Raw genomic sequence first — 24,771 nt, forward strand, 5'->3', positions numbered from 1 at the left:
GCAATGGCAACTTGATAGGCGGCCACTGCCTGGTGGGGCTGCCCATTAGCCTGGAATTGATCCCCTTGCTGATGGGCAATCAGCCAATCTGCTGGATCATCCATCTTAGGGGGTGAGACTGCTCAAAGCATCCTTCAGTCCATAGACAATCCGCTGCTGCTCCTCCCTGGTGAGTTCTGGAAACATCGGTAGGGATAACACCTCCTGGGACAGCTTTTCAGCCACGGGGAAATCCCCTGCCTGATAGCCCAGAGACTGATACACTGGCTGCAAGTGCAACGGCAGTGGGTAGTAGATCATGGAACTAATCCCCTGGGCTTGCAATCGTCGGCGCACCTGATCTCGATAGCCACCCCCATCGCCTAGGACGGCATCTGAGACTTGGGACTGCAACCTCACGGTGTATTGATTCCAAACACCGATCCCGCTGGCTGGTTCTTGGGGAAGGATGACATCTGGTAGGGGATGGAGGAGTGTCTGGTAACAGGTAGCGATCGCCCGTCGCTGGGCATTCCAGCCCTCCAAATACCGGAGCTTCACTTGCAGAATCGCAGCTTGTACCGCATCTAAGCGACTGTTGATGCCGACGGCCTCGTAGTAGTAGCGGGTTTTGCTCTGACCATGTTCCCGCAGTTGCCGGATCGTGCTGGCAATTTCCGGATCTTGCGTCGTCACCGCTCCTCCATCCCCACAGGCTCCCAAGTTTTTGGTCGGGAAGAAACTAAAACAACCGATATCCCCCCAACTCCCTACCTTGGCATGGTTCCAATCTGCCCCCGTGGCCTGGGCACAGTCTTCAATGACCCGCAATTGGTGGGCTTGGGCGATCGCCATCACTTGGGTCATATCCACAGGCTGGCCAAACAGATGCACCGGCAGGATGGCGCGGGTTTTGGGGGTAATCTGAGCCTCAATGGCAGCCAGGGAGAGATTAAAGGTTTGGGAGTCGATGTCCACAAACACAGGGGTTGCGCCCACCGCACTGATGACTTCCGTTGTAGCAAAAAATGTAAATGGGGTGGTAATCACCTCGTCTCCAGGGCCAATCCCCAAGGCTCGCAGCGCCAAGTATAAGGCATCTGTCCCAGAGTTACAGGCGACACACTCTGCCACCCGAATATAGTTGGCGAACTGGCGCTCAAAAGACTCCACCAAGGAGCCACCAATATAACGCCCTGAGGCTAAGACTGCCGCAACGGCTGCCCCCACTTCTTCACCAATAACTTGGTACTGTCGGGTCAGATCCAAAGGGGGAATGTTACTCACGGGCGCACACCGTCAATCTCGATTGCTGTTTAATAATGTAGAGTATCCGGGGCGGGGGCCATTTGAAAAGCCATACTCCCCGGATCGGGTTTAAGGATAATTGCCTAAACCGTTGACGCTGCTTGGGCAAGGTAGTCCTGGACGGTCAACAATCGCCAGTGAGCCTCACTCTCCAGAACTAAGACCTGTTGATGGTACTGCAAGAGGCTGGGGCGATGGCCGACGCTGATGAAGGTAATCGCCGCTGCTTGCAGTTGGTGATAGAGATTCTCTTCGTTTTTAATATCCAGGGCACTAGTGGCTTCATCCAAGACAGCATAGCGGGGGCGCGTTAGTAAGAGTCGGGCAAAGGCTAGGCGTTGCTGTTCTCCCAACGATAGGACATTCGCCCAATCTAGTTCTACCTCAAAGCCTCCCACTCGCTCGGGCAGATTGGCCAGGTTAACTTCTTCCAGCACCCATCGCAGTTCCTGATCGGTGACCGAAAACTGCGTGTTGGGGTAGAGCAATTGCGATCGCAGGGAGCCCAGGATCATATAGGGGCGTTGGGGCAAAAATAACATGTCCTCAAGGGGGGGTACGACTAATCTCTCCTTTCCCCTGATGCCAGATGCCCGCGATCGCCCGCAGCAGAGAACTTTTGCCAATCCCACTGGGGCCGACAATCACCAAGCATTCTCGAGGTTGCAGATGCAGCGACAGGTTCTCAACCAGGGTTTGCTCGGATTTGGGGGTTTGTACCGTCACATCCCTCAGGGCAATTTCAGTAGCTTCCTGGGTGGCAATGGTTGAAGTCGCCGTTGAGCCAGAGGCCATGGTTTCTGTAAAGGCAGACAACCGATCGATGCCTGCGGCAAAACTGGTAATGCCTTCAATTTGAGACACAATCAGGGACAGGGCTCCGTTCACCTGGGCAAAGGCAAAATTCGCCTGGGTCATATCGCCAAACTCAATTTGTCCGGCAAAATATTGGGGAAACAACACCAGGTAGGGAAGCACGACGGGCAGGTAACGATAGGTTGTCGTAAAGAAAGCCAGGTTCCGCTGCCAGCCAATCAAGAAATTGAAGTTCCGGAGCACATTACTAAAGCGGTTACCCACTTGTTGAACTTCTTGATTCTCGCCGCGATAGAAGGCAATGGACTCGGCATTGTCCCGCACATGAACGAGGGAATACCGGAAATCAGCCTCAAAGCGGAGTTGATTAAAGTTCAGCCGCACCAGCCGTCGCCCAATCAGTACCGTTACCAAGGTGCCAATCACGGAATAGGCCAAAACCACCCACACCAGCAGGGTTGATTTCGACCAGAGAATGCCAGAGAAGGACACCAAGTCCATCAACGACCCCAGAATAATCAGCAAAAAGGCCAGGGTGGTGCGGGTAAAGTTGCGAATATCTTCGCTAATCCGTTGGTCTGGGTTGTCGATTTCCCGTCCCGTCTCGATCTCGTAGTAGGTACGATCCTGGAAGTAGCGGCCCAGAAAATCATTGGTCAGCCACGCTCGCCACCGCAACCCCAGAAAATCCTGGACATACCCATAGAAGGCAACGATGGGAATCCCGATTAAGAAACCGGTGAAGTAAACGCCGACAAACAGGTAGGCCAGTTCCTGGTTCTTTTTGACCAGGGCATTGGTAAAGAAATTGCCCACATAGCTAAAACCGACATTAATCGCGGTCACCAGAATCGAGAGCAGCAACACCCCCGCGAGTAAGCCCCATTGCTGCCAGCGGGGACGCAAGTTCCGCCCAAAGGCTAGAAAGCAGCCAAAGGGGATCAGCAGGGAACCAATCACCACCAATAATGCCTGCGATCGCACCATGTTATGAAGGAGGGGGGTAAGTCCCGGTGCAACCTTGTCCGTTAAGGCTGGGTTGAGGTGATGCCCGATCAGGGTAATCCCCGTCACAAGAACGAATAGAAAGGCAAACAGAAATACCAACAGCATCACCATCAACAACAGGGTGATCCAGCCACCCCCCTGTACCCTGGGGTAGAAGTAGGGCTGGGCAATCCTGACAAAACGGTTCCACAATTGGCGGTTTTCTTGGCTCATAAGGCAAGGGGGTAAATCAAGACTGATGGACAGATCATTCTTCCGAAGGACTCAGGACAGTTTAATGCCCAACCTCCTCTGTTTGCTAGGGCTGGGGGCATTGGTCATTCCAGCATCTGTGCCAATTCCTGTCGCAGTCGGTGGAGAATTGTCGTTCGATCTACTTGACTGAGAATTTCTTGAATCAGGGTGCTAGAACCCTCGGCCCCCCAGGTACACCCTTGTTCCAGATAGACTTGAGCACTGCGCCCCACCGCATAGGTACCATAGCCCGCAATCAATGCCTGGGGCAATCCAGTGGTCAGTTGTGCCCAAACCGCCCCTCCGACATCCGCCTGACTCAGGGCACTGGCGATCGCCCCACTTTTACCCAGCCCCAACCATAAACCACTGCCCCATTCGCCTAAGAACAAACCACAGGCACTCATGACAATGGTTTTCCAGAGTTTCCCCGCATCATAACGAGTCATCGGCAACCCATAGAGTCGAGCCAGGGCACGAATCAGGCTCAGATCTGCTATCAATCCACCCAGGATGTCCAGCACCGGGATGGGATTCAAACCCACGGCGATCGCCTTGACTTTGGTAAACTGCCAGATCAGTGCCTCAGCTTCCGTTTGACAGGCCGTGAGGGTGGTGCGGGCGATCGCAGCTTCCGCCGCCCGAGCTTGGAGGAGGGCATTGAGGGCTAAAATCACCCGACCTTCACGGTTCAAGAGCTGAAGAATAGCCTGCTTCAGTTCCTCCACCTGGGGTAGGGGCGTTTCCCACTCGTGGGTAATCCGGCCATCTGGCCATTGAATCCGTACCTGGCGCGGAGCCGGGTCCGCCGCCACCCGCACCACTTCATCCGCTGAGATCAACCGTTGCAGGGGATGGCTGGGATCACTAGTGGCAAACAGTTGTTGCAGGGTTTGGTAGATGCTTTTCCGATCGGCATCTGGGTAAAGGTCAATTTTATTAAAGACTAAAATCAAAGGCTTCAGAGCCGTCTGTAATTCACAGAGTGCCTGATATTCCGTGCGGGTGATGTCCCCCGCCACCACAAATAAGATTAAATCAGCCTCAGCCGCAATCTCTCGCGCCATCTGGGCACGGGTTTGCCCGTCCACCTCATCGAGACCAGGGGTGTCGATAAATTCCACCCGTACCTTACTCCCCAGGGCAGCGGTGCTCCAGCGCACCGAGCGCGGCCATTGGGTAATCCCATGCAGCGGCCCCGTTTGTAAGACCTTCTCACCCATCAAAGCATTGAGAACAGCGGATTTCCCCCGGCTGACCAAACCAAAGGCAGCAATCCGCACCAGCCCTTGGTCAAGCTGGTCGAGGACTGTCCCCAAACGACTCGATTCCGCTTTTAAACGCGCCTGTAACGCCGCATCCAGGGGCGGATGGCGGGATTGGTGCAGCAATCGCCCATAGCGATTCAGGGTTTGTCGCAAACTGGCACGGGCACGGTTCAGGTAGACTTCTTGCAGTGATGCGGCAGAGAGCACAGATTAGGTCAAAGATTCCAGGTAGTCCCGGACACGATTGCGTCGTTTGGGTTGACGCAACTTTTGTAGCGCTTTTGCTTCAATTTGTCGAACCCGTTCCCGCGACAGATCGAGGGCACGGCCAATTTCTGCGAGGGAGTAGGAATGCCCATCCCCCAAGCCAAATCGCATCTGAATCACATCTCGCTCCCGACTGGTGAGGTCAGCCAGCAATTGCTCCAGATCGCGGCGCAGCGCCTCGCGGGTCAAAATATCCTCCGGGGAAATCTCATCGGTTTCCAGCAAATCTCCCAGTTCCGTATCTTTTTCTTTGCCAACTTTGGTTTCTAGAGAAACGGCACGGGGAACTCGCAGTAACACTTCCCGCACTTGCAGGGGGGTCATCTCCAGTTCTATGGCAATATCTTCGATGGTGGCGGTGCGACCCTTTTCCTGGGAAATCTTTCGCTGCGCCTTTTTAATTTTGTTGAGTTTTTCAGTGATGTGGACAGGCAGGCGAATGGTACGGCTCTGGGTGGCGATCGCCCGGGTAATGCCCTGACGAATCCACCAATAAGCATAGGTACTGAAACGATAGCCCTTGGTGGGATCAAACTTCTCGACGGCTCGCTCCAGACCCAACGTTCCTTCCTGAATCAGATCGAGGAGTTCCAGCCCGCGATTTTGATACTTTTTGGCCACGGAGACCACCAACCGCAAGTTGGCTTTGATCATGTGTTCCTTGGCTCTGGAACCCTCGGTAATAATCTGTTCTAGGGCTTCCAGGCTCAGACCGGTTAGGTCTGCCCAGTGGCGTTTGCCCTCCGCTAGCATTGGTTTGAGCTGGGCTACGTCGATACCGGAGGACTCTGCCCAGCGCTCCAAGGAGGGACGATGACCCAATTGAGCGGTCAGGGTATCGTGAAAGCTTACTAACCGGACATAGGCGGCAATCGGAGCCTGATCGGGATGGGCGGCAGCATTGCGGAGTTCCAGTAAGTGCATATAACGCTGCACCCGCTGCGCCTCAGAGACTTCTTCGTCTCGACCCAAGAGGCGAACCCGGCCAATTTCCTGGAGGTAAAGACGCACGAGATCGGTGGTGCGACGATTGGTGCCCTTGGCCAAGGGAGCTGGATCGCCATCCAAATCGATCTCGTCCTCTGCTGGTTCAACCACAACCCCTGCGAGAACCAATTTATCCAGGGTCAAGGATTCACCCTGGGGTGCGAAGTCTTCAAATTCTGCATCTGCGAAAAAAGGGTGTTGCCGGCATAGGGAGAGTCTCAGGTGCGTCAGATAAACTTGAATGTCTCAGTTTGTCGCTGTCTGGTCGGGGGATTCTGCTTCAGGGCAAGGTTTACAGAAAGGGACTGACAGAGCTGTTGGGAAGTTCCGCGCCCCCGCCATCAACCGATCCGTTACCAAGTGATCAACAAATCCATGCTGAGGATCAAAAGTTTCAAGATTAACTATATCGGGCCGGCGATCGCGGCCTCGTGATTTCGGTCAAGGGCTAAAGTAAGCTACATCACCAACCCTAAAATTTCTGACACCCCGGCAGACCCTGATGAATTCTTTTCCTTGGATTTCTCTATTTTAGTATTCCCGCAGAATCTTGATCGGTAACAGCAGTGAGATGGAAAGGTTGACGATGAAGTGCTACCGCCACGGCAGGAAGCTTTTGATCAATACTGGTAGTGAACATTGTGTAGGGAAAGCAGGGGATGCAGTTGCAAACAACGGAGACATCCTATCTAGGGTGGGCTGGGGATGGTCTGGCTGTCGGGATATTTGAAGATCAAGTGGTGTTAACGGGTGATCTGGTCAATCTGGATACGAGGCTGGCAGGTAACTTACAGGATTTAATCACCGAGACAGACTTTAAGGCCAAAGAAGGGAACACCACTGCCGTGCGCGTCGGCAGCCATGGCCCGGTACGGAAGCTATTACTGGTGGGGCTGGGTAAGTCAGAGTCCTGGACGTTAGACAGACTTAGACGGGCAGCAGCGGCGATCGCCCGTCTGGGCCAAAAAGAGAAGTGCAAGACCCTGGGGATCAGTTTACCAATCTGGAACCAAGATCCAGGGGCAACCACCCAAGCGATCGCCGAGGGCGTTGCCCTCGCCCTCCATCAAGAGCAACGCTTCAAGTCAGAGCCAGACCCTCAGGCTAATGGGATTACCCAGATCGATTTACTGGGTCTGGGAGATCAGGGAGTCGCCCTGCAACGAGCCCAGCAGATCGTCTCTGGGGTGATCCTGGCTCGACAGTTGGTAGCCGCGCCCCCGAATCTCGTAACGCCGTTAACCATGGCCGCAACGGCTCAGGCGATCGCCACCGAGCATGATCTCACCCTGGAAATTTTAGATGCTGCCGCCTGCGAACAGCGGGGAATGGGAGCCTTCCTAGGGGTTGCCAAGGCATCCGACTTTCCCCCCCAATTTATCCACCTCATCTATCAGCCCAGGGGTATTCCCCGTCGTAAACTTGCGATTGTGGGTAAGGGGCTGACCTTTGACTCCGGGGGACTGAACATTAAGGTGGCGGGCGGAGGCATGGAAATGATGAAAATCGACATGGCAGGGGCTGCCGCCACCCTAGGAGCTGCCAAGGTGATTGGACAGCTGCGCCCCGATGTGGAAGTTCACTTTATTTCGGCGGTCACCGAAAACATGATTAGTGGTCGGGCGATGCGTCCAGGGGATATTCTCACTGCATCCAACGGCAAAACCATTGAAGTCAATAACACCGATGCGGAAGGGCGCTTAACCCTGGCGGATGCCCTAGTGTTTTCGGAGGGACTGGGGGTGGATGCCATTGTGGATCTCGCCACCCTCACAGGTGCCTGTGTCATTGCCCTCGGGGATGAAATTGCTGGACTGTGGAGCCCGGATGACACCCTGGCAACCCAGTTGTTGACGGCGGCTGAACTGGCGGGGGAAAAGCTCTGGCGCTTGCCCTTGGAAGAGAAATACTTTGAGGGGCTAAAATCTGGCATCGCCGACATGAAAAATACTGGTCCCCGCCCCGGTGGCTCAATTACGGCAGCACTATTCTTAAAGCAGTTCATCAAAGAGACTGCTTGGGCACACCTGGATGTGGCGGGGCCTGTGTGGACCGAGAAAGAGCAGGGCTGCAATAATCCTGGAGCCACGGGGTATGGAGTCCGGACGTTGGTCAACTGGGTGCTGAGTAGTTAAGGGGAGGCTACGATACTGCCCCGCGCCGGACTTGCTCCTGTTCCAAGGCAGTGAACAACGCCAGGAAGTTTTGTGCCCCAAATCCACCAGCCTGACGCAGTTCTCCATCGACCCAACGACTTCGGCGCTCAATCAGTTCCAAGAAAAAACGTAGGCTGGGGGAAAATCGGGTGGGTAAATACCTGGAGCAGAAGCGCCGGGTATTCGCTGGCCTGCCAGTCCACGAGGATTTGCTGTGCCTGCAGGGTCTGGAGTTCGGTCGCCAATAAAGGCAATTCCTGCTGTTGCTGCAACCGGGTGTAATAACTAGGGGCAACCTCTAAACAACGCAGTCCCGCTGCCCGAAATTCGGCGATCGCCTGCAGCAGATTCGGAGTCCCCAGAGCCAGATGCTGAATCCCAGCACCCTGATTGAGATCCAGAAATTCTTGAATCTGGGAATTGGCCGTTGTTGGTTCATTGATCGGCAACTGCACCCCAGAGGCTGGATGGATCATCACCTGACTGTATAGCCCTGACTGCTCGGTACGAATGGTGAACTCCTGTTGAGGCTGAAATCCAAACCCATCGCGGTACCAGGCCACTGCCCGTTGCAAATCCCCAGGGGCAACATTCAACACTGCGTGATCAATTCCCGTCAACAGCGGATCGGGATTTGGGGTGGGTTGGGAGGGGCTGTAGCTGTGATCTCCTATGCCCAAGGGGTGTAAGGGGGTGACCCCCAAGCGTTCTACCAAGGTATGACGTAAACTGCCCCAAGCTGCTACCTGAAGCCACCGCAGCCGTCCTTGCGGATAACGCTGCTCCTGGATGGATTGGAGTAGGGGGGCTTTCACCTGCATCAGGGGGTCGATCGCGGCCTCTAAGTTCGGGACTCGGAATGCCAGATCCGCAACTCCAGGAGGGTGCGATCGCAGGTGTTGTGCCACAGGGCTACCGGGGTGAAGCGGAGACGAGAGCAGCAGGGCAATATTGCCCTGTCGGATCAGCTCAGAACGGCTCTGGAGATGCTGCCAACTGTCCGTGGATTGAAATTGGAGGGTCTGAACAAACCAATCCCGTGTTGCTCTGGCATCTTCAACAAAGAAGTGAATATGATCAATCTCCATGGAGCTGTCCCAGGCAACCCAACCTCAGGTTGCAGTCTTCCCCCGGTCGCTCCCTGAGTAGTAAGCCTAGAAAAATAGTTCACCCTCCGGTGGAATAGGGTTTGTCCGGGACACAATTTACCCTACAGTGACCAGAGCTACGCTAACAAAGAATCCAATGAACTGCATCCTCTCAACCAAACCGTCCCTGAATGTAATCCTGGGTTCGGGGATGGGTTGCGGCCATGAAGATCTGAGAGGTGGGGCCAAATTCAATCAGGCGACCAATGCGACTTTCGTCAGTGCTGAAGAAGGCGGTGTAGGTGGAAACCCTGGAGGCTTGCTGCATATTGTGGGTCACAATCGCAATCGTCAAATCATGACGTAGGGTTTCAATCAATTCTTCAATCTTCATCGTTGCAATGGGATCCAGCGCCGAGCAGGGTTCATCCATCAACAACACCTTTGGTTTAACGGCAAGGGCACGGGCAATACACAGACGCTGCTGTTGCCCTCCCGATAGCCCAAGGGCAGAGGTGTTGAGTTTATCTTTGACTTCATCCCAGAGAGCCGCCCCTTTCAATGCCGACTCGACAATCTCATCGAGTTCAATTTTTAAATTTTTCTGAAAAATCCGGATGCCATAGGCAACATTGTCGTAAATACTCATCGGGAAGGGATTGGGCTTTTGGAAAACCATGCCAATCTGTCGCCGCAGGTTATTGATATTGACCTTGGGGTCATAGAGATTCTGACCAAAGAACTCTACCTTGCCCTCGACATTGACCTTACCTTCCAATTCACTAATCCGATTCAGGGCTTTGATAAAGGTCGATTTGCCACAACCGGAAGGGCCAATCATGGCAGTCACCTGCCCTTCATAGATGTCAATACTAATGTTTTCAATTGCCTTAAAAGTGCCATAGTAGAAGGTTAGGTTTTTGACACTAATGGCTGGCACCAAGGGTCTGGCCTCACCAACGGTAAAACCTGTTTGAGTGGTGGTTGTGGGAGAACTGGACTTAGGGTCGTTAACCATAGGGAAAAACCTGAAAAATAGGAGAGCTTCACAGAGGGAAAATCAGTCAACTTAGCGAAGGTTGAGACGGCGACGCGTTGCCAATCGGGACAGAACGCTGGCAATCAGTACCAAGACCACCAGCACCACCGATGCCGTCCACGCCATCTTATTTTGCTGCACAAACGGGGAACTAGCATAGTTATAAATCAGCACCGAAAGGGAAGCAGTAGGCTCCTTCAAACCTTGAGCCCAGTTCTGACTAAACAGTGCCGTAAAAACCAGGGGGGCGGTTTCGCCAGAGGCCCGAGCAACAGCAAGCAAAACTCCCGTAGTGATGGCGGGCAAAGCCCCCATGACCACCACACGAAAGGTTGTCTGAAACCGAGTCGCCCCTAGCCCCGAAGACGCTAACCGCTGGTTGACTGGCACTAGCTTTAAAGCTTCTTCCGTAGTCAGCACAATGATCGGCAACATGACGAAGGCCAAAGCAAAACTCCCGGCAATCGCAGAGAAGCCACCGGTATTTAGCACAATCAGGGCATAGGCAAAAACACCCACAACAATAGAGGGCACGCCGCTGAGCACCTGCACAATAAAGCGCGTGACATTGGCGATCGCACTGCCTTGGCTAAACTCACACAGAAAGATGGCTGTGAACAAACCAATGGGAATGCTAATGGCTGAGGCGATCGCCACCATGGTGATCGTCCCCAGAATTGCATTGGCAAAGCCATCGGGAACTCCTTCCATGCCTACGGGCGCAGGAATATGGGTAAACACACTCCAAGTCAAGGTTGGCAGACCCTCCATCAGGATCGTTACCAGAATTGAAAACAGCGGCAACAGGGCAATAAAGGATAAGGCAAAAGCCACCCAAGTCATGATGACACTGAACAGCATCCGCCTCGGCGGCAAGGCACTAGTAAGCTCCAAGGCGATGGTCTTGCCTGTAACAAACTGGGTACCAGGGAATGGAGAGGGGGTAGGTGCCATAGGGTAAAAATGCTTCAATACAGATTCTGAAAAGAGTCAAGTCAGCAGGGGCTGGCTCCAGCTCACTAGCTTGATTTTTGACCTAAGACTTGCACAAGCAAAACTGCGGCTACGTTCACTAACAACGTAATCACAAACAACAGCAACGCTAGATACATCAAAGAACTAATGTGTAACCCGTCCTGAGCCTCGGCAAATTCATTCGCCAGCACTGCCGGAATCGAGGACGCTAAATCGAACAAGGAACTGGAAATCTGGGGGGAGTTGCCAATGACCATGGTGACTGCCATCGTTTCTCCGAGGGCACGGCCTAGGGCCAAGAGGTTGGCCCCAATCATCCCAGAGGAGGCAGCGGGTAACATGACACCAAAAATGGTTTCCCAGCGGGTTGACCCAAGCGCCATGGAAGCACTGCGGAGATCCTTCGGTACAGCGCGCAACACCTCTCGCGTAATCGAGGCAATGGTGGGGATAATCATAATTGCCAGAATCACCCCTGCTACATACATTCCAGGCCCTGAAGGTTCGGTATTAAACAGTGGCACCCAGCCCAAGACACTATGCAACCAGGCACCCAAGGGCTGAATGATCGGGATCAGCACAAAAATACCCCATAGACCCACAATTACACTGGGAATTGCCGCCAAGAGTTCCACCGTAAACCCGATGGGTGTTCGCACCCAGTCCGGCAAAAAATCTTCACTAGTAATAATTGCTACTGCTGTACCAATCGGCAAGGCCAACAACACCGCGATCGCGGAACTCACCAAAGTGCCAAAAATATAGGGCAAGGCTCCGAAAATGTTATTGGGTACGTCCCAATCTTGCCCCCAAATAAACCCCAAGCCAAAGTGGTGAATCGCAGGCATGGCTTGACCTGCAATCACAATCCCCATTAAAAACAGAACCAAGACGGCCAAGGCGGTAAACAGCCTCACCACCCAGGTAAATGTTGTATCCGCTAGGGCAACACCCCCTTCAACAACCGTTAGATCAGAGGCACCGGAGGACATAGCAGCCGCAGCCATGCTCCGAGGGGAATTGCGGGTGGGCTGAGAGGGGTCAGTCATAGGAAGGGAGGCAGCAAAACAGAAATTTGTGGAACAATGGGCTTCGAGGTCAGGATGTTTGAGGGAGAACTCCCTATGGCATTGAAACTACCATAAGGAGTCCACCTTTAACATGAGTTATGGCTCAGACAGTGTTGCAGATTACAATCTAATTCACCGTCGCAGATTAGATCCCCTTGACACCGTTCTTGACGGTATTAATCACCCGCTTAGCAGTACTGGCGGGAATTTTGGTATAGCCCAGGGAGCCATTAATTTTTTGGCCATCCGTCAGAATCCAGGACACCAATTTCTCAATGGCATCAGCTTTAGCTTTGGGATACTCTTTATAGACCATTATCCAGGTCAAACCGACAATGGGGTACCCATCGGTGGGGTCACCGACAAAGACCCGAAAGTTATCGGGAAACTGAACCGTATCCAGGGCATCTTCAGCAGCTTGCACCGAGGGCACAATAAACTTCCCTTGCCGGTTCTGCACCGCCGCCATGGGAATTTTGTTTTGCTGGGCAAAGGATAACTCGACGTAGCCAATACCACCGACGGTTCGCTTCACCTGAGCGGCAACGCCAGCGTTCCCTTTGCCTTTGATCGGGTTTGTTGTCCACTTGGGAGCGGTACTGACACCCACCCGACCCTTAAAGTAGGGACTAATTGCACTGAGATGGTTGACAAAGATAAAGGTGGTGCCACTGCCATCGGCTCTGACAACGGAGCGGATGGGGCTGTTGGGCAAGTTGACCCCTGGATTGTCTTTCACAATCTTGGGATCATTCCATTTGGTAATTTTGCCGCCAAAAATTTCCGGTAAAACAGCGCGAGAAAGCTTGAGATTGCTCACCCCCGGCAGGTTATAAACGACCGCCACAGCACCCCCGGCAGTGGGCACCAGGATCACCCCTCTACTTACCTTAGCGATCTGGGCATCGGTCATGGCTGCATCGCTGCCACCGAAGTCAACCGTTCCCGCAATCGTTTGATTAATACCACCACCGCTACCAATGGCTTGGTAGTTAACCCGGATATTTGGGTTCTTTTTGGTAAATTCTGCGGCATAGCGCTCATAGAGCGGAGCGGGGAAGGTTGCCCCTGCACCGCTGAGAGTCAGTACTTGGGCAAGGGCACTCATTACAGGCCCAATTGCTACAGCAGCGGTGACCGCTGAAGCGATGACAGTGCGACGAAAAACAGTCGAAGAGAACGCCATTATGCCTTATCCTTGCGCAATAACTCAGTTGGATGATTATTTTGTAGTCAGAACTACGGTACAACCTGACTGGTTAAACAAGGGACAACAAAAATATAACTAATGGTTAAGGTTTGGTAAAAAAAATATTAACAAAGAACAGAAATACCTAGCTCGATTGGGTTTTGCTAGTTGTGATGATTTGGCAACTCTGGAATTCTCAACCCTCAATGTCAGGGCTTGCTGGCCGATTAACTGATCCCATGGCTACAAGAATAGCCTTGATACATCGCCATCCGCTGGGATTGTGAAGGTGCCTTCGATCTCACAACTCAAATTGAGAGCTGGGATTGAAATCTCGAATGGATGAGATAGAGGGTAAGGATCATGCTTGTTGGATTCGGGTTTCGATGATTTTCCAGGAAGTTCTGTACCCACTCTCTTCCTATGCCTCATCCCCCATGGGGGGATGCTAGGCTAGAGCTCAGGAATGGATGATCATGGCGGTTCATTCCCATGGTTGAGCGACGACTGCTGCCGTGTGATCTAACTGTAAACAAGGAGAACTCAGTGGTTACTGCCCCTGACACAGCCCGAGACTTGGCGACCCCGATGCCCTCAGGGGGCGATCGCGTGGCAGTTTTGTTGATGGGCTACGGTGAAGTAGAAAGCTACGAAGATTTCGCCCACTATAATGAGCAAGCCTTAAATTTACTCACAGCTAAATTTGCGCCGGTACCCACCTGGGTGTATCCGCCCTTGGCTCGGCTGCTTGCCTTGTTTGATTTCCACGAATGGAATCATCAGCATGATCACTTTATTTCCCCCCACAATGCCATTTTCGAGCGCCAACGTGCTGGTATTGAGCGCTGTTTACAAGAGCATTGGGGGCATGAGGTGCAGGTGTTTAAGGCGTTTAACTTCTGTGCCCCATTTTTACCCCATCAGGTTCTCAACGAAATCAAACAGCAAGGATTTGATCGAATCTTGATTTACCCCCTGTTGGTGGTTGATTCCATCTTCACTAGTGGCATTGCCATTGAACAGGTCAATCATGCCCTAGCAAACCTCGCCGATGGATCGGATCACTGGGTCAAAGGTCAGCGATATATTCCTTCTTTCTATGACCAACCGGCCTATATCGCCCTCCTAGCAAAGCTAGTTGAGGAGCGCATTGCCACCGACCTAGCGGTTGCTCACCTCCCCTCTCAGATCGGCATTGTGTTGATGAATCATGGTTGCCCCCACCAAGCGAAGGGGTTTACAACTGGCATTCAAGAAAGTCAACGCCTCTACGATCTTGTCCGGGAGCAGTTGATGCATCGCTATCCGTTAATCTCGGTGGGCTGGCTTAACCACGACACCCCCCTGATTGAATGGACCCAGCCCAATGCGACCCTAGCGGCCAAGAATCTCATCAACCTCGGAGCCACGGCGATCGTTTTCATGCCCATTGGTTTTGCCACCGAGAACCATGAAACCCTGCTAGATGTAGAGCATATCGTGCAAATGCTGCGTCGTCAGCGTCCTGACGTTACCTATGTGCAGATGGCCTGTGTCAATGACCACCCAGACTTCCTGAGCATGGTGGCGACTTGGGCACATCCCCAGATCGCAGACCTGCTCTCGGAGCAAGCTCGGGTGGTTAACCTGCATCGAGCAGCCCAGCCCAGTCATGAGTCCCATGATCACAGCCATTATTCCCATGGGCATACCCATGAGAATGGACACCCCCATCACCACTAGTAGGTGATCATCCTTTTGGAAGTGGGGGAGTCGAGCAGCGGGATCACTCCCGCTGCTCTAATTGGTTTGGTTGTCTTGCAGCTAGAAGAAGGATGCTTGATGACGAATCAAGTTAAGAAATTCTTCTCGGGTTTTTTGGTCATCCTGGAAGACCCCCACCATGGCACTAGTGACGGTCCAAGACCCCGGTTTCTGAACACCGCGCATCACCATGCACATGTGGACGGCTTCCATGACCACAGCAACGCCCTTAGGCTCGAGAACTTCCTGGATCGCCTCCGCCACTTGACGGGTTAGACGTTCTTGCACCTGGAGGCGGCGGGCATACATTTCTACAATCCGCGCCAGTTTACTGAGACCTACCACTTTCTGATTGGGGATATAGGCCACATGAACCTTGCCCATGAAGGGGAGCATATGATGCTCACAGAGGCTGAAGGCATTGATATCCCGCACCAGCACCATCTCGTTATGGCCTTCATCAAAAATGGCGTTGTTGACCAATTCTTCTAAGGACTGCTTGTAGCCACTGGTGAGGAATTGCATCGCTTCGGCGACTCGCTTTGGGGTTTTCAGCAACCCTTCTCGATCCGGGTCTTCCCCCACCCCCAGCAAAATGTTGCGGACAGCTGCCATCATTTGCTCTTGATTCTCATGCTCGTCACAGGGAGGCTGGAGGTTGGGTTCTCCACCGTTGAGGGTATTGCGGTCAGGGCGAGGGGTGGTAGGGATAGCGTTTTGCACAAGGGAGGGGTCAGGACGATTAGAACCGTTGGTAGGCGCGATAGTCATGATCGGGAAAGGTTGGGGGGTCTTGGGTCAGCAGAGCCAGGGATCTGAAACATCCATCTAGAAGGTGCCAGTGTGGGGCATGAGGGTGAGTTCCTCAACCACTGCCTGGGATGGCAACAAAGCCGTATATAAAATCGATTGAGCAACAACTTCGGGGCTTAACATGGCCGTGCGGTCAAAGTCCGCATTCACTGCTTCCGCATCCCAGAGGGGGGTATTGACGGCACCCGGACACAGGGCAACTATGCGAATGCCGTGACTACGTTCCTCCATGGCCAAAGTTTTAGAAAGCGCCATCAAACCAAACTTGCTCACACAGTAGGCTCCCCACTCTGGAAAGGTTTGTTTGCCGGCAATTGAGATCACATTAATAATCGTGCCCTGATGACGCCCTCGCATACTGGGAAGTACACCTTGAATACACTGGAACACACTGGTGAGATTGAGATCGATCACCTGCTGCCAGTCCCTGAGGGGGGTGTCTAGCAGGGATGCTGTATAGCCCATACCCGCACAATTAATCAAAACATCAACCGGGGCAAAGGCTGCTGCGATCGCAGTGACTTGAGTTCTAACCTGATCGATTTTAGCCAAGTCTAGGGCGTAGACGACGGCATGTCCTCCCTGGGCTTGAATCAACTCAGCCAGGGCTGCCAGTTTGTCGGGGGAGCGACCCACAAGGGCGACAGGATAGCCTTCTGCGGCAAAAGCCAATGCAGTTGCCCTGCCAATGCCACTACTGGCACCTGTAATCAAAATATGCCGCTCAGAGGTAGGAGTCATGGACACCCCCCCCCGATGTGGGAGGCGCAGGCGATGGGCCAAGGTTGATCTAGTTCCCAAGGAGTAGCTATGCCAATGACCATCGCGGATACCAGAAGAAGCCATGGAGTTATCAGAAGCCACAAAGGCTTAAGGATGAGAAAAATGTAAAGAATCTGTTACAGATTATATCATTGCTGCGGAGAGTCATCCGGAGGGCAACTTAAACGGGGGCTTCCAGAAATTTGCCGATATGCCGAAACTTTTGATAGCGCAGCCGACACCTTTCTTGGTTAGATAACTGGTTGAGATCTGCCAGATTTTGAACCATGGCTTCCTTGAGGATGGCCGCTGCTTTCAAGGGATTGGCATGGGCACCGCCCACAGGTTCAGGGAGTAATTGATCGAGAATCCCCAGATTTTTCAGATCCCAAGCAGTAATTTTGAGTGCCTCGGCAGCTTGGGGGGCTTTGCTCGCATCTTTCCAGAGAATTGCGGCACAGGCTTCTGGCGTAGCGACAGTGTAAACGGCGTGTTCAAACATCAACAGGCGATCGCCCACCCCGATTCCCAAGGCTCCCCCGGAACCCCCTTCGCCAATCACTGTACAAATAATTGGCACTGACAACCGAAACATTTCTCGCAGATTGTAGGCAATGGCCTCACCTTGTCCGAGGCGTTCTCCTTCCACCCCAGGATAGGCACCGGGTGTATCAATAAAGGTAAGAATTGGCATCCCAAAGCGGTCAGCATGCTCCATCAGCCGCAGGGCTTTACGGTAGCCCCCTGGGGAGGCCATACCGAAGTTGCGGGCCACATTGTCTTTGGTGTCTCGCCCCTTTTGATGCCCCAACATCACCACAGGCTGTCCGGCTAGCCGTCCAACGCCCCCCACCAATGCCGGATCGTCGGCTCCCCCGCGATCGCCATGAAGTTCAACCCACTCATCACTGATAGCTTGGATATAGTCCAGGGTGCTGGGGCGGCGAGGATGGCGAGCAACTTGGAGTCGCTGCACCGGTGAGAGACTATTAAAAACTCTCATGGCGCAACTGCATGGCCCGCGCTTCGAGTTGCTGAATCTGGTCAGAGACATCGACATCATTCTCCTGAGCCAGGTCTCGAATCTGGGTGATGCGGGTTTCTAGTTCCGCCAGTGGCTTTTCAAAATCCAGCAGAATTTGTCGGCGATCGGGGTTTGTCATAGGAAATCCTTAAGCCAACAGGGGTCTAAAGCCATGTTTCACCGAGAGCTGACCAATCAGATCCATTTTTTCCACGGAAATCTGATTCCGCCCCCAGGAAAAGTTGGTATGCCAGGCTTCAAACTCTAGGAGCATGGACTCGGCAAAGCAGGCAAATAACTGACGAGCCGGAACATCCATATTCACAATACTCATAATTCGCCAGTCAATGTCGAGGGAGTGCTCGACAATCCCTCCATTCAGTACCTGCACCCCAGGGTGTTGAATCCGCATCCCTAGATTTTTGGGATAGCCGCCATCAATCAGCAAACAGGGCTGTTTCAAAGTTGTCGGGTCAATTTCTACCCCTTTGGGCATACTGGCTACCCAGACAATGATGTCAGCAAGGGGGAGAGCATCCTCAAGTTCCATGATCTTGCCCCGCCCTAGTTCATCCTGCAAACAGCGCAGGCGGTCTGGGTTACGAGCAATCAATAGGAGATCGGCAATATCGGTACGAAGGTTCAACCAGCGGCAGACGGCACTGCCAATATCCCCCGTCGCCCCGCAGACGGCAACGGTTGCCTTGGTGAGATCAATACCCTGTTGGGCGGCAGCTAATTCAAGTTGACGGCAGAGAATGTAAGCCGTATGGGTATTTCCTGTGGTGAATCGCTCAAACTCTAGCTTGACGTTGCGAACCTGGGGCATTTGCTTCAAGTTAAAGTTCTCAAAAATAATCGAGGAGAACCCCCCCAAGGCGGTAATATCAATGCCATGCTTTTGGGCGTGGGCCATGGCGTTCAGGATCTTGCGAATCGCTGTCTTAATCCGGTTAGTGGCTAACATCTCCGGCAGGAAACAGGACTCGACATAGTGCCCTTCGATGGTCTGCCCTGTTACACTGGTGACCCGGATCGTATCGACAATCTGGGGAGGAGCGCTGCACCAGAAGTCTAGGCCCTGATTGGCATATTCAGGATAACCCAGTTGATGGGCAACAGATTGGGCGTGTTCTAAGCTAGTAAGGTGACCGATCAGACCAAACATGGACGTTGCAAAGAAACCGTAAAGGGGGCAGAGACGGGGAAGACCGCTAGCTCGGCAACTGATGATTCAGAAGAGGCCGTCAACGGAACGCTGAATCGAAACAGTGAAATCCCCCTACTAGAGGTTGGGCCGGTTAACAGCACCCAGGGCTAGACGGCAGCCAAACCAAAAGCAGATAAGCGCATGATATCGCGGGTTGTGAAGCCGATCTCGGAAAGGGCTTCTCCATACTGAATCATAAAATCTTCTACTAGGGCTTCCTTTTCCATCCCCAACACCTTGGCATCGGCCTCAACCTGGTTTAACATTCGCCAAACCAAGGGCAGGTTTTGGCGGTTGGCTGCTTCCAGCTCTGTTTTAGAGGTTTCAAAGTGATCCCGCAGCCAAGTAGCACCATAGTTGAGGTGGCTATACTCATCCTTGACCACTCCCTCGGTGATTTTTCGGGCAAAGTCATCGGCGACGGGAATATAAATGTTGTAGGCGGCGATCGCAAAACATTCGACGAGCAACGCTTGAATCAGCAGGCAGGTGACAACCTTGTTAGCGGCAGCAGCTACCTGAAAGTTGTGGTGGAGATCGGCAAAAAACTGCCTCGGCAAACGCCATGTTGGGGGTTACCTTGAGGTTGCGGCCACAGGCTTCAAAGCCTTTCTTGTGGCGGCTTTCCATCTTAGCAAGACTCAGTAACTGTTCCTGACTACCCGGCAGCAGTTCAGCCAATTTCTGATAATTGTCGTGGGCTTCTTGTTCGCCTTCAATGACGATGGCGTTGATGCGGCTGTATGCATCTTTATACACGTCGCTTTGATAGTCGAGTGTTAAACTGGCCTCAAGCTGCGGCATAGGTCTAGGATCCCCTCGAAATAAAAACTAGAGTGACTATAGGGTAGATATACTACCAGGGGTCAGGTTACAGGAAGTTAAGTAGCCCAAGTCTTTTAAAATCTACACTTTTTTACCAGTAAAAGGGACAAATTGACCAGGAGTGATCATACACCCTCCTAATCGTTCAGAGAGGGATTGACCGCAATCTAGTTATCAATGTTCTGTTCTCGCCCAGGCGTTACAGCGTTATGAGTCATACCCAGACTGCTTATCCCCCACGTCCGCGAGGGACTATTGCACTTGTACTTGTCAGTTCCATTAGCTTGGTGCTGCTGTTGTTGGGGGCTGGTTTGGTACTGTCTCCCCTCGCCATTGTTCTCTGGACATCCTTTTTACCCTCCAGTCTAACCATAGGGGATGGCCCTTGGTTTACGATTGCCAATTATCGGCAGGCCTGGGATCGCGGCCAGTTCCTGCTGGCCTTTGTCAACTCCACTATCGTCGCCCTAGCCGTCACTGGGTTGCAGATGGTGACATCGGCTTTGGCGGGCTATGCCCTCGCTCGCCTGCAATTTCGAGGCCGTCAGGCACTGTTGCTACTGGTTCTAGCAACCCTGGTGATTCCGTTTCAAATTCTGGTGATTCCGATCTTTCTGGTGTTGAAATCGGGGCACCTGATCAATACCTATGGGGCTTTAATTCTCCCCACCGCCGCCAATGGGTTTGGGATTTTCCTGTTAAGACAATACTTTCAAACCATTCCCGTGGAGTTGGAAGAAGCTGCGGCTTTGGATGGAGCCAATCGGCTGCAAATTCTTTGGCAGGTGACCCTGCCATTGGCACGTCCAGCACTAGTGACGTTGTTTCTGTTTACGGTGATTGGTGAATGGAACGACCTGTTTAAGCCGCTGGTGTTTACCACCCGCCCGGAGTTGCGGACGGTGCAGTTAGCGCTGGCAGAGTTTCAGGAGCAATTTACCAATAATTGGCCGTTGATGATGGCCGCTGTCGTGATTGCTACGGTGCCAGTGCTATTAGCCTTTTTGGTGGGGCAGCGGCAGTTTCTTCAGGGAATTGCCACAACGGGCATCAAAAATTGAAGCCGACGGGTCTTTACCCAATCTTTATGAGGTTGAGTTCTGTGGTGGTAGGGTCAAAAATTCCTCAGTTCTCAAAGACGCTATGGGCTGAAAACCCTTACCCCTAGAGACTACTCGACTCATCAGTTCTGACGATTGCTATCTGAGGATAGATTCCTAGATGATTGCAAGAGCTTACACCGAGTTGAGAATTGTATCCTTTTCGTAAACCTCTCTAGCATCCCCCAGCAACCACGTAAGAATGAAGCTGAAGTTGCTCAAACATCACAAATGTTGACCAAACAAAAGACTGAGCACCAAGCTGCTTCCTATGTGTTGCCCCTAGTGGGGACGCTCTTGGGCTGTCTGGTAGGAATTTATGTTACGGTGATCCACCTGTTTGGTGCAGGAGGTGCCTCCCTCTCAGAAGTTGTAACCATTGGTACAGTTCCCCTCTCGGAAGCAGTACTGACAGGAATCAGAATTTTATTACTGACTTACTTAGGTCTTTCTCTCGGGATGGTAATTGATCGCTGGATTGCTGCTCGGCACCCTAGCGATCGCTAAATACTTTAATCCAAGATATCGGATGGGGCTGCTTGCCGAGATGATTCACCATGGGGCATCTCTCAAGGGTAAACTGAGTAAACGTTACCGCTCTCTCGGTGCCTTTAAGTTGCCCCTAGGATTAAGGCTGGTCATTGACGGGGTCAAGAACCGCCCGAAGAATGAGGTTGGACAAGTATAGGGGACGATATCGACAAGGCCAAGGCTACCGGAATTCCCTGTAAGTTGGCGCGATAGAGTGCTGGGGGGGCAAGGCTGCTGAGATGTGCTTCTATCAATTGCCTACTGCAATGCTATCAATAGCTTAATGCAATGCCCTGATGGGGAGAAAAGTGTAAGAATGAAGCCGGGAAGTCACCCTGGCTTTTTTCTTGCCTAACAAAATTAGCAGACAATTTGCTAAAGTGAAGGGCGATCGCTAAAGTCAATAAACTGGTGGCGGTGAGCAGACTTGGTCTGTTAGCAATCATTCATCGTTGTGGGAATCATGAACCCAGGAATTGATCTCCAAGGCAGTTTTATCCAAGCCCTGATAGACTTGGGCATCCCAGGGGGAACCGCGAAGGCTATCTGGATGCCCCTCCCTATGTTACTGATGCTGGCAGCAGCTACCGTTGGTGTGCTGACAGTGGTCTGGCAAGAGCGCAAAATTTCTGCCGCTGCGCAGCAGCGGGTCGGGCCAGAATTTATTGGCCCCTTGGGGATTCTAGCTCCGGTGGCCGATGGCCTGAAGTTACTGTTTAAGGAAGATATTGTCCCCCTCAAAGCCGACCCTCTGCTCTTTACCCTGGGGCCGATTATTGTCGTGATTCCAGTGTTTTTGTCCTACCTGGTGGTGCCCTTTGGGCAGAACTTGGTGATCACAAATCTCGGGATTGGGACATTCTTGTGGATTGCCCTCTCTAGCGTTACCCCCATTGGTTTGTTGATGGCTGGCTATGCCTCTAATAACAAGTACTCCCTATTGGGGGGCTTGCGGGCAGCAGCGCAGTCGATCAGCTATGAAATTCCCCTGTCTCTGTCGGTCTTGGCGATCGCCATGATGTCGAACAGTCTCAGCACCGTGGACATCGTTCAGCAGCAGTCAGGCTATGGAATTCTAGGTTGGAATGTGTGGCGACAGCCCGTTGGATTCCTAATTTTCTGGATTGCTGCCCTTGCCGAGTGTGAACGTCTGCCCTTTGATCTGCCGGAGGCTGAAGAAGAATTGGTGGCGGGCTATCAGACAGAGTACACCGGGATGAAGTTTGCTCTGTTCTATCTAGGTTCCTACGTCAACCTCGTGCTGTCAGCGCTGTTTGTGTCAATTTTGTACTTGGGCGGGTGGGACTTCCCGATTCCGGTGACGCTGATTGCCGACTGGTTCGGCCTTTCAGAAACCACCCCATGGCTACAAATTGTCCTCGCTGTCCTCGGCATCACCATGACCTTGCTCAAGGCTTATTTCCTCATCTTCCTGGCGATCCTAATGCGCTGGACAGTTCCTCGGGTGCGGATTGATCAGTTGCTCGATCTGGGCTGGAAGTTCCTGTTGCCAGTCTCTCTGGTGAATTTGCTATTAACAGCGGCTCTGAAGCTGACCTTCCCCTTTGCCTTTGGGGGCTAATCCTGCCCCAACCGGAAGATTCCCCTTGCCTGTAAACCGTTTGAACAATGTCGATCTTGTAACCGTGAACACACCATGCTGAAATTTCTCAAGCAAGTTGGCGATTACGCGAAAGAAGCTGTCCAGTCTGCTCTTTATATTGGCCAAGGGTTGTCGGTCACCTTTGATCACATGCAGCGACGTCCGATTACGGTGCAGTACCCTTACGAAAAGCTGATCCCCTCTGAGCGTTGGCGGGGGCGCATTCACTTTGAGTTTGATAAGTGTATTGCCTGTGAGGTTTGTGTGCGCGTCTGCCCCATTAACCTGCCAGTGGTGGATTGGGAATTCAACAAAGAAACCAAGAAGAAACAGTTGCGCCACTACAGCATTGACTTCGGCGTCTGCATCTTTTGTGGCAATTGTGTTGAGTACTGCCCCACCAACTGTCTATCAATGACCGAAGAGTACGAGCTTGCTGCTTACGACCGTCATGAGCTGAACTATGACAGTGTGGCTCTGGGACGTCTCCCTTACAAGGTCACCGATGATCCGATGGTGACCCCCCTGCGAGAACTGGCTTATCTGCCGAAGGGTGTCCTCGAACCCCACGACTTACCCCCAGGGAGTCGTCGGGCTGGGTTGCGTCCTGAAGAGATTGTTGAGCAGTCCAGCACAGCCACCCCCTAAGTTGCACTGGCATCGTAACCCTGACCATTGACGGTTGACGGTGTGCGGCTGGCAACCCTCGGGGGGCGAGATCGCAAGTGCTCAGTCATTTCAGGTCTTGATCGACCGATATCCAAGCCCCAAAATCGATTGTTGAGGAGATGATAACACTGTGAATTTAGCAGAAGGGGTTCAACTTGTTTCCTTTGGCCTGTTGTCCTTAATGACGCTGGGAGCAGCCCTCGGGGTTGTGCTATTGAGCAATATTGTCCTGTCTGCCTTTTTGTTGGGCGGCGTTTTTATTAGCATGGCAGGACTCTACCTGCTGCTGAATGCTGATTTCGTTGCCGCCGCCCAAGTTTTGATTTATGTGGGCGCTATCAACGTCTTGATCCTGTTTGCGATCATGCTGGTCAACAAGCGGCAACCCTTCTCTAGCCTGCCTAATGCCTGGATTCGTCGGGGAGTGACGACCATTGTCTGTGCTGGTTTATTTGCCCTCTTAAGTACGATGGTCTGTGCTACCCCGTGGGCAATCTCCTCGGCAGCCCCAGCGGGAGACAGTTCCATTATCTTGATTGGGGAGCATTTCTTTACGGACTTTTTGTTGCCCTTTGAACTCGCCTCAGTGCTGCTGTTAATGGCACTGATTGGGGCGGTGGTGCTTGCCCGACGGGAATATTTACCTGAGGAAGCCCAGTCTCCTGCTGAGACTGTCTTGATGTTGCCTGAACGTCCCCGTGAAACCGTAGGGGCTGGCAGTCCAACCGAATAAACCTTCCTGCCTCAGACCGTGCAGATCGTTGTCCCTCTCGCCCATTCACTATCGATAAAATTCATGCAACTCCAATACTTTTTAATCCTTGCGGCTGCATTGTTTTGCATTGGCATCTATGGGTTAATTAATAGCCGCAATGCGGTACGGGTACTGATGTCCATTGAATTGATGCTGAATGCAGTTAACCTCAATTTGATGGCCTTCTCCAACTACCTTGATCCTCAGACTATTAAGGGTCAGGTGTTTACGGTGTTTGTGATTACCATTGCGGCTGCGGAGGCCGCAGTGGGGCTGGCGATTGTTCTGGCGATCTATCGCAACCGAGATACCGTAGACATGGAGCAGTTTAACCTGCTGAAATGGTGAGTAAT

At 52.6% G+C, this 24,771-nt stretch carries 22 protein-coding genes and 2 pseudogenes; 8 read left to right on the plus strand and 16 right to left on the minus strand.

Annotation, left to right across the window (positions count from 1 at the left end):
- Positions 1–105: 105 nt before the first annotated feature.
- The 5 genes from DO97_RS14090 to sigC form a co-directional block, all read right to left on the minus strand.
- Positions 106–1,266: a DegT/DnrJ/EryC1/StrS family aminotransferase gene (locus tag DO97_RS14090; RefSeq protein ID WP_036534550.1), complete on the minus strand. Its 1,161-nt coding sequence runs from the start codon at positions 1,264–1,266 to the stop codon at positions 106–108.
- Between the two features lie 104 nt (positions 1,267–1,370).
- Positions 1,371–1,802 (minus strand): ATP-binding cassette domain-containing protein, encoded by a 432-nt coding sequence (locus tag DO97_RS27765; RefSeq protein WP_275575033.1) that lies wholly within the window; start codon positions 1,800–1,802, stop codon positions 1,371–1,373.
- 31 nt (positions 1,803–1,833) lie between these two features.
- Positions 1,834–3,324: an ABC transporter ATP-binding protein/permease gene (locus DO97_RS14095; protein WP_275575034.1), complete on the minus strand. Its 1,491-nt coding sequence runs from the start codon at positions 3,322–3,324 to the stop codon at positions 1,834–1,836.
- Positions 3,325–3,428: 104 nt separating this feature from the next.
- Positions 3,429–4,820: a GTP-binding protein gene (locus DO97_RS14100; protein ID WP_036534554.1), complete on the minus strand. Its 1,392-nt coding sequence runs from the start codon at positions 4,818–4,820 to the stop codon at positions 3,429–3,431.
- Between the two features lie 3 nt (positions 4,821–4,823).
- Entirely contained in the window at positions 4,824–5,954 is a 1,131-nt protein-coding gene (gene sigC / locus DO97_RS14105) for an RNA polymerase sigma factor SigC (protein ID WP_239651751.1), read from the minus strand.
- A 572-nt stretch (positions 5,955–6,526) separates the two neighbouring features.
- Between sigC and DO97_RS14110 the strand changes: the two genes are divergently transcribed.
- Positions 6,527–8,002 carry a leucyl aminopeptidase gene (locus DO97_RS14110; protein WP_036534560.1) on the plus strand — a complete coding sequence of 492 codons (1,476 nt, stop codon included), beginning with the start codon at positions 6,527–6,529 and terminating at the stop codon, positions 8,000–8,002.
- 7 nt (positions 8,003–8,009) lie between these two features.
- Here DO97_RS14110 and DO97_RS27770 read toward each other — a convergent pair whose 3' ends face one another.
- The 6 genes from DO97_RS27770 to pstS all read right to left on the minus strand — a co-directional run bounded on the left by DO97_RS27770 (position 8,010) and on the right by pstS (position 13,381).
- On the minus strand, positions 8,010–8,144 hold the full coding sequence (locus tag DO97_RS27770) for a hypothetical protein (RefSeq protein ID WP_275575035.1): 135 nt from the start codon (positions 8,142–8,144) through the stop codon (positions 8,010–8,012).
- Positions 8,131–9,111 (minus strand): 4-hydroxyphenylpyruvate dioxygenase family protein, encoded by a 981-nt coding sequence (locus DO97_RS14115; RefSeq protein WP_204368641.1) that lies wholly within the window; start codon positions 9,109–9,111, stop codon positions 8,131–8,133. The genes DO97_RS27770 and DO97_RS14115 overlap by 14 nt, the downstream gene beginning before the upstream one ends.
- 172 nt (positions 9,112–9,283) lie before the next feature.
- Positions 9,284–10,129: a phosphate ABC transporter ATP-binding protein PstB gene (gene pstB / locus DO97_RS14120; protein ID WP_081980761.1), complete on the minus strand. Its 846-nt coding sequence runs from the start codon at positions 10,127–10,129 to the stop codon at positions 9,284–9,286.
- A 51-nt stretch (positions 10,130–10,180) separates the two neighbouring features.
- A complete protein-coding gene (pstA, locus tag DO97_RS14125; protein WP_052128752.1) occupies positions 10,181–11,011 on the minus strand; it encodes a phosphate ABC transporter permease PstA in 831 nt (276 codons plus the stop codon).
- A 158-nt stretch (positions 11,012–11,169) separates the two neighbouring features.
- Positions 11,170–12,174, minus strand: coding sequence for a phosphate ABC transporter permease subunit PstC (pstC, locus tag DO97_RS14130; protein WP_036534563.1), 1,005 nt, complete (start codon positions 12,172–12,174; stop codon positions 11,170–11,172).
- A gap of 166 nt (positions 12,175–12,340) precedes the next feature.
- Positions 12,341–13,381, minus strand: a complete 1,041-nt coding sequence (pstS, locus tag DO97_RS14135) for a phosphate ABC transporter substrate-binding protein PstS (protein WP_036534565.1) — start codon at positions 13,379–13,381, stop codon at positions 12,341–12,343.
- A gap of 549 nt (positions 13,382–13,930) precedes the next feature.
- Here pstS and DO97_RS14140 point away from each other — a divergent pair.
- Positions 13,931–15,106, plus strand: coding sequence for a ferrochelatase (locus tag DO97_RS14140; RefSeq protein ID WP_036534568.1), 1,176 nt, complete (start codon positions 13,931–13,933; stop codon positions 15,104–15,106).
- A gap of 81 nt (positions 15,107–15,187) precedes the next feature.
- On the opposite strand, the gene folE is transcribed toward DO97_RS14140, so the two are convergent.
- The 5 genes and pseudogenes from folE to DO97_RS31310 all read right to left on the minus strand — a co-directional run bounded on the left by folE (position 15,188) and on the right by DO97_RS31310 (position 19,740).
- Positions 15,188–15,898 (minus strand): GTP cyclohydrolase I FolE, encoded by a 711-nt coding sequence (gene folE / locus DO97_RS14145; RefSeq protein ID WP_036534570.1) that lies wholly within the window; start codon positions 15,896–15,898, stop codon positions 15,188–15,190.
- Positions 15,899–15,955: 57 nt separating this feature from the next.
- Complete coding sequence (locus tag DO97_RS14150) at positions 15,956–16,681, minus strand: SDR family oxidoreductase (RefSeq protein WP_036534617.1); 726 nt, start codon at positions 16,679–16,681, stop codon at positions 15,956–15,958.
- Positions 16,682–16,883: 202 nt separating this feature from the next.
- Positions 16,884–17,865 (minus strand): annotated as a pseudogene (gene accA / locus DO97_RS14155) (acetyl-CoA carboxylase carboxyl transferase subunit alpha).
- A gap of 9 nt (positions 17,866–17,874) precedes the next feature.
- Positions 17,875–18,894 (minus strand): long-chain acyl-[acyl-carrier-protein] reductase, encoded by a 1,020-nt coding sequence (locus tag DO97_RS14160; RefSeq protein ID WP_036534573.1) that lies wholly within the window; start codon positions 18,892–18,894, stop codon positions 17,875–17,877.
- Positions 18,895–19,043: 149 nt separating this feature from the next.
- Positions 19,044–19,740 (minus strand): annotated as a pseudogene (locus tag DO97_RS31310) (aldehyde oxygenase (deformylating)).
- A gap of 230 nt (positions 19,741–19,970) precedes the next feature.
- On the opposite strand from DO97_RS31310, the gene DO97_RS14170 reads away from it, so the two are divergent.
- The 6 genes from DO97_RS14170 to nuoK all read left to right on the plus strand — a co-directional run bounded on the left by DO97_RS14170 (position 19,971) and on the right by nuoK (position 24,766).
- On the plus strand, positions 19,971–20,822 hold the full coding sequence (locus DO97_RS14170; protein ID WP_081980763.1) for a carbohydrate ABC transporter permease: 852 nt from the start codon (positions 19,971–19,973) through the stop codon (positions 20,820–20,822).
- 270 nt (positions 20,823–21,092) lie between these two features.
- On the plus strand, positions 21,093–21,368 hold the full coding sequence (locus DO97_RS14175; protein WP_036534575.1) for a hypothetical protein: 276 nt from the start codon (positions 21,093–21,095) through the stop codon (positions 21,366–21,368).
- A 487-nt stretch (positions 21,369–21,855) separates the two neighbouring features.
- A complete protein-coding gene (nuoH, locus tag DO97_RS14180; RefSeq protein ID WP_036534578.1) occupies positions 21,856–22,974 on the plus strand; it encodes an NADH-quinone oxidoreductase subunit NuoH in 1,119 nt (372 codons plus the stop codon).
- A gap of 78 nt (positions 22,975–23,052) precedes the next feature.
- The gene (ndhI, locus tag DO97_RS14185) at positions 23,053–23,643 is read left to right on the plus strand and encodes an NAD(P)H-quinone oxidoreductase subunit I (RefSeq protein ID WP_193365082.1); all 591 of its coding nucleotides are present in this window, start codon (positions 23,053–23,055) and stop codon (positions 23,641–23,643) included.
- Between the two features lie 151 nt (positions 23,644–23,794).
- A complete protein-coding gene (locus DO97_RS14190; protein WP_036534583.1) occupies positions 23,795–24,397 on the plus strand; it encodes an NADH-quinone oxidoreductase subunit J in 603 nt (200 codons plus the stop codon).
- Positions 24,398–24,460: 63 nt separating this feature from the next.
- Positions 24,461–24,766: an NADH-quinone oxidoreductase subunit NuoK gene (nuoK, locus tag DO97_RS14195; protein ID WP_036534586.1), complete on the plus strand. Its 306-nt coding sequence runs from the start codon at positions 24,461–24,463 to the stop codon at positions 24,764–24,766.
- Positions 24,767–24,771 lie beyond the last annotated feature (5 nt).

The sequence above is a fragment of the Neosynechococcus sphagnicola sy1 genome, assembly GCF_000775285.1.
In the GTDB taxonomy this organism is placed as follows: Bacteria; Cyanobacteriota; Cyanobacteriia; order Neosynechococcales; family Neosynechococcaceae; genus Neosynechococcus; species Neosynechococcus sphagnicola.

Excerpts from the sequence above, each read along its gene's own strand:
- DO97_RS14150 (WP_036534617.1), bottom strand. The coding sequence starts at position 16,681 with ATGACTCCTACCTCTGAGCGGCATATTTTGATTACAGGTGCCAGTAGT.
- DO97_RS14160 (WP_036534573.1), bottom strand. The coding sequence starts at position 18,894 with ATGTTTGGTCTGATCGGTCACCTTACTAGCTTAGAACACGCCCAATCT.
- DO97_RS14170 (WP_081980763.1), top strand. The coding sequence starts at position 19,971 with ATGAGTCATACCCAGACTGCTTATCCCCCACGTCCGCGAGGGACTATT.
- pstB (WP_081980761.1), bottom strand. The coding sequence starts at position 10,129 with ATGGTTAACGACCCTAAGTCCAGTTCTCCCACAACCACCACTCAAACA.
- DO97_RS14175 (WP_036534575.1), top strand. The coding sequence starts at position 21,093 with ATGTTGACCAAACAAAAGACTGAGCACCAAGCTGCTTCCTATGTGTTG.
- pstC (WP_036534563.1), bottom strand. The coding sequence starts at position 12,174 with ATGACTGACCCCTCTCAGCCCACCCGCAATTCCCCTCGGAGCATGGCT.
- pstS (WP_036534565.1), bottom strand. The coding sequence starts at position 13,381 with ATGGCGTTCTCTTCGACTGTTTTTCGTCGCACTGTCATCGCTTCAGCG.
- DO97_RS14110 (WP_036534560.1), top strand. The coding sequence starts at position 6,527 with ATGCAGTTGCAAACAACGGAGACATCCTATCTAGGGTGGGCTGGGGAT.
- DO97_RS27765 (WP_275575033.1), bottom strand. The coding sequence starts at position 1,802 with ATGATCCTGGGCTCCCTGCGATCGCAATTGCTCTACCCCAACACGCAG.
- folE (WP_036534570.1), bottom strand. The coding sequence starts at position 15,898 with ATGACTATCGCGCCTACCAACGGTTCTAATCGTCCTGACCCCTCCCTT.
- DO97_RS14095 (WP_275575034.1), bottom strand. The coding sequence starts at position 3,324 with ATGAGCCAAGAAAACCGCCAATTGTGGAACCGTTTTGTCAGGATTGCC.
- DO97_RS14115 (WP_204368641.1), bottom strand. The coding sequence starts at position 9,111 with ATGGAGATTGATCATATTCACTTCTTTGTTGAAGATGCCAGAGCAACA.
- pstA (WP_052128752.1), bottom strand. The coding sequence starts at position 11,011 with ATGCTGTTCAGTGTCATCATGACTTGGGTGGCTTTTGCCTTATCCTTT.
- nuoH (WP_036534578.1), top strand. The coding sequence starts at position 21,856 with ATGAACCCAGGAATTGATCTCCAAGGCAGTTTTATCCAAGCCCTGATA.
- nuoK (WP_036534586.1), top strand. The coding sequence starts at position 24,461 with ATGCAACTCCAATACTTTTTAATCCTTGCGGCTGCATTGTTTTGCATT.